Origin of the sequence: Nonomuraea sp. NPDC049784 (assembly GCF_040659615.1) — a bacterium.
GTDB lineage: Bacteria > Actinomycetota > Actinomycetes > Streptosporangiales > Streptosporangiaceae > Nonomuraea.
The window spans coordinates 1-2,171 of sequence record NZ_JBFAMX010001043.1; the positions used below are offsets into that span (position 1 = coordinate 1).

Below are 2,171 nucleotides of genomic sequence, written 5' to 3' on the forward strand. Positions count from 1 at the left end.
GCCAGCGCCGACGGCCAGCCGGTGCACCTGCTGGCCGCCCTCGACCAGCGCTGTGGTGTTGTGCTCGGCCAGGTCCGGGTGGACGGCAAGACCAACGAGATCACCCGGTTCGCGCCGCTGCTCGAGCCGCTGGACCTGGCCGGGTGCGTCATCACCGCCGACGCCCTGCACACCCAGCGCGAGCACGCCGAGTTCCTTGTCACCGGCAAGAGTGCCCATTACATCCTGGTGGTCAAGAAGAACCAGCCGGGCCTGTACGCCCAGGTCAAGAACCTGCCCTGGCGGCACATCCCGGTCGCCTCCCGCCAGCACAACCGGGGCCATGGCCGCCAGGAGCACCGCACCCTCAAGGCCGCGGCCGTCGCCGCCGGGCTCGCCTTCCCGCACGCCGCACAGGCCATCTGCCTCACCCGCCAGATTCGGCCGCTGGACGGCGGGAGGTGGCGGACCGTCACCGTCTACGCCATCACCAGCCTGGACGCCCACCAGGCAACCCCCGCCCAGCTCGCCGCCTGGATCCGCGGCCACTGGCAGATCGAGGCCCTGCACCACCTCCGCAACGTCAGCTACGGCGAAGACGCCTCCCAGATCCGCACCGGCAGCGGACCCCAGGCCATGGCCGCCCTGCGCAACCTGGCCATCGGCATCTTGAAAACGGCCGGGCACGCCAGCGTCGCCGCCGCCTGCAGGCACCACGCCCGGGACGCCACCCGGACCCTCGAAACCCTCGGACTGCGCCCAGCATGAGCAAAGCGGACACGACGCGGCTACGCCGAGGCCCTGGAGGTTGCTGTACTCCTCTGCCGTACCGTCACCGCCTGGCCCTCGCAGACGGTGAAGTTGCCGACGTGGCCTGCGCTCGCTCAGGTGACCCGCGCGGCCACCAGGGTCTCGAAGGTATAGGGCCGCAGGCCATCGGTACGGCCGGCGAAGTACCGCTGCTGGAGGTCTGCACGTGCGGGGTGGTCCACGACCTTTAGCCCGCACCGGCTGATCAGCCTCTCGATCTCGGATACCGGCCAGCCAGGCTGAAGAGGCTCGCCGGCAGAAGCCGCGATCGGCGTGTAGATACGGGCGAATTCCGTCCCCGCGTCGTCGAGCGCACAGTCCTCGGCCCGGTAGGAGAACACCACCTCAGACCCGGGAGCAGCCGCCGCGATCGTGCGCAACGTCGACTCGATCGCCTGTGCCGTCAGATAGGGGGCGACGCCCGTCCAGCAGAACATCGCCGGCTGCGCCCAGTCGAACCCAGCCGGGCCCAGAACATCCTGAACCGGTCCGGCCTCGAAATCAACCGGCACGAATACCTGCGAGTCGCTGAGCGGCAGGCCGAGCTCCCTGACCCGCTCGAGCTTCCAGGCCTGGGAGGCAGGGTGATCAACCTCGAACACCGTCAGCGAGCCGAGCAGATCCGGCCGCCGCCACGCAAACGAGTCAAGCCCCGCGCCAAGAATCACGTACTGCGTGAAGGCACCAGCAGCCAGCCGGTCCTCGGCGTACCGGCTGCGGGTGCAGACAGCCGCACGGGACTCGCTGCGGACAGGGCCGGGGAACAGCGGATCGAACTGGTCTCGCAGCTGCTGCCATACCGGGCCGACAAGCACCAGGGCCAGCACATCGTCCAGTACCCACGGCGACGCCGTCTCCAGGCGAAACAATCCACGCGACACGGCCGCAAACATCGCCGTCCTGCTCGGCGCGCTTTCCATGCATTCCTCCTCGCCGGCCAGAACCCAGCATGCTGGCCGCGCCCGGCCACTCCGCGCACTTCACAGGATGCGCCTGAAGCGCCCTGACGGCCATAGCCAGATCGCCTGGCAGCCACGATCTGCTCGCCATCGGGATCCTCCAAAACGGCCAGGCACGCCAGCATCACAGCCGCCTGCACGCCACCACGCCCGGGACGCCACCAGGACCCCCGAGACCCTCCGACTCGACCCGGCATGAATAAAACGGACATAACGCGACTATGCCGAGGCCTTGCCAGGTAGCCCCCCGTGACTAGGCGAACTCGCGTATGCGGTGACGATGCACATAGTCCATGCTTTCTTGCCGATCAAGCGATCGCCACTGGCGATGGTTGCGTCCGCGGGAGTGGTGTACGAGTTTGGCCTGGTCACAGGCGTGGCGTCGTGAAATGAAGACGGCCATCGCGTGATCCTTCGAGTAGC

The 2,171-nt window shown here is 68.4% G+C and carries 2 protein-coding genes; one reads left to right on the forward strand and one right to left on the reverse strand.

Annotated elements, in window-relative coordinates:
- Positions 1 to 747 (forward strand): ISAs1 family transposase (locus AB0J09_RS62950; protein ID WP_360713836.1); only part of this gene is annotated, 747 nt, incomplete at its 5' end.
- A 116-nt stretch (positions 748 to 863) separates the two neighbouring features.
- On the opposite strand, the gene AB0J09_RS62955 is transcribed toward AB0J09_RS62950, so the two are convergent.
- Positions 864 to 1,709: a class I SAM-dependent methyltransferase gene (locus tag AB0J09_RS62955; protein ID WP_203958666.1), complete on the reverse strand. Its 846-nt coding sequence runs from the start codon at positions 1,707 to 1,709 to the stop codon at positions 864 to 866.
- Between the last annotated feature and the right edge of the window lie 462 nt (positions 1,710 to 2,171).

What these genes read in the sequence shown, in the direction of transcription:
- AB0J09_RS62955 (WP_203958666.1), bottom strand. Translation starts at nt 1,709, where the DNA reads ATGGAAAGCGCGCCGAGCAGGACGGCGATGTTTGCGGCCGTGTCGCGT.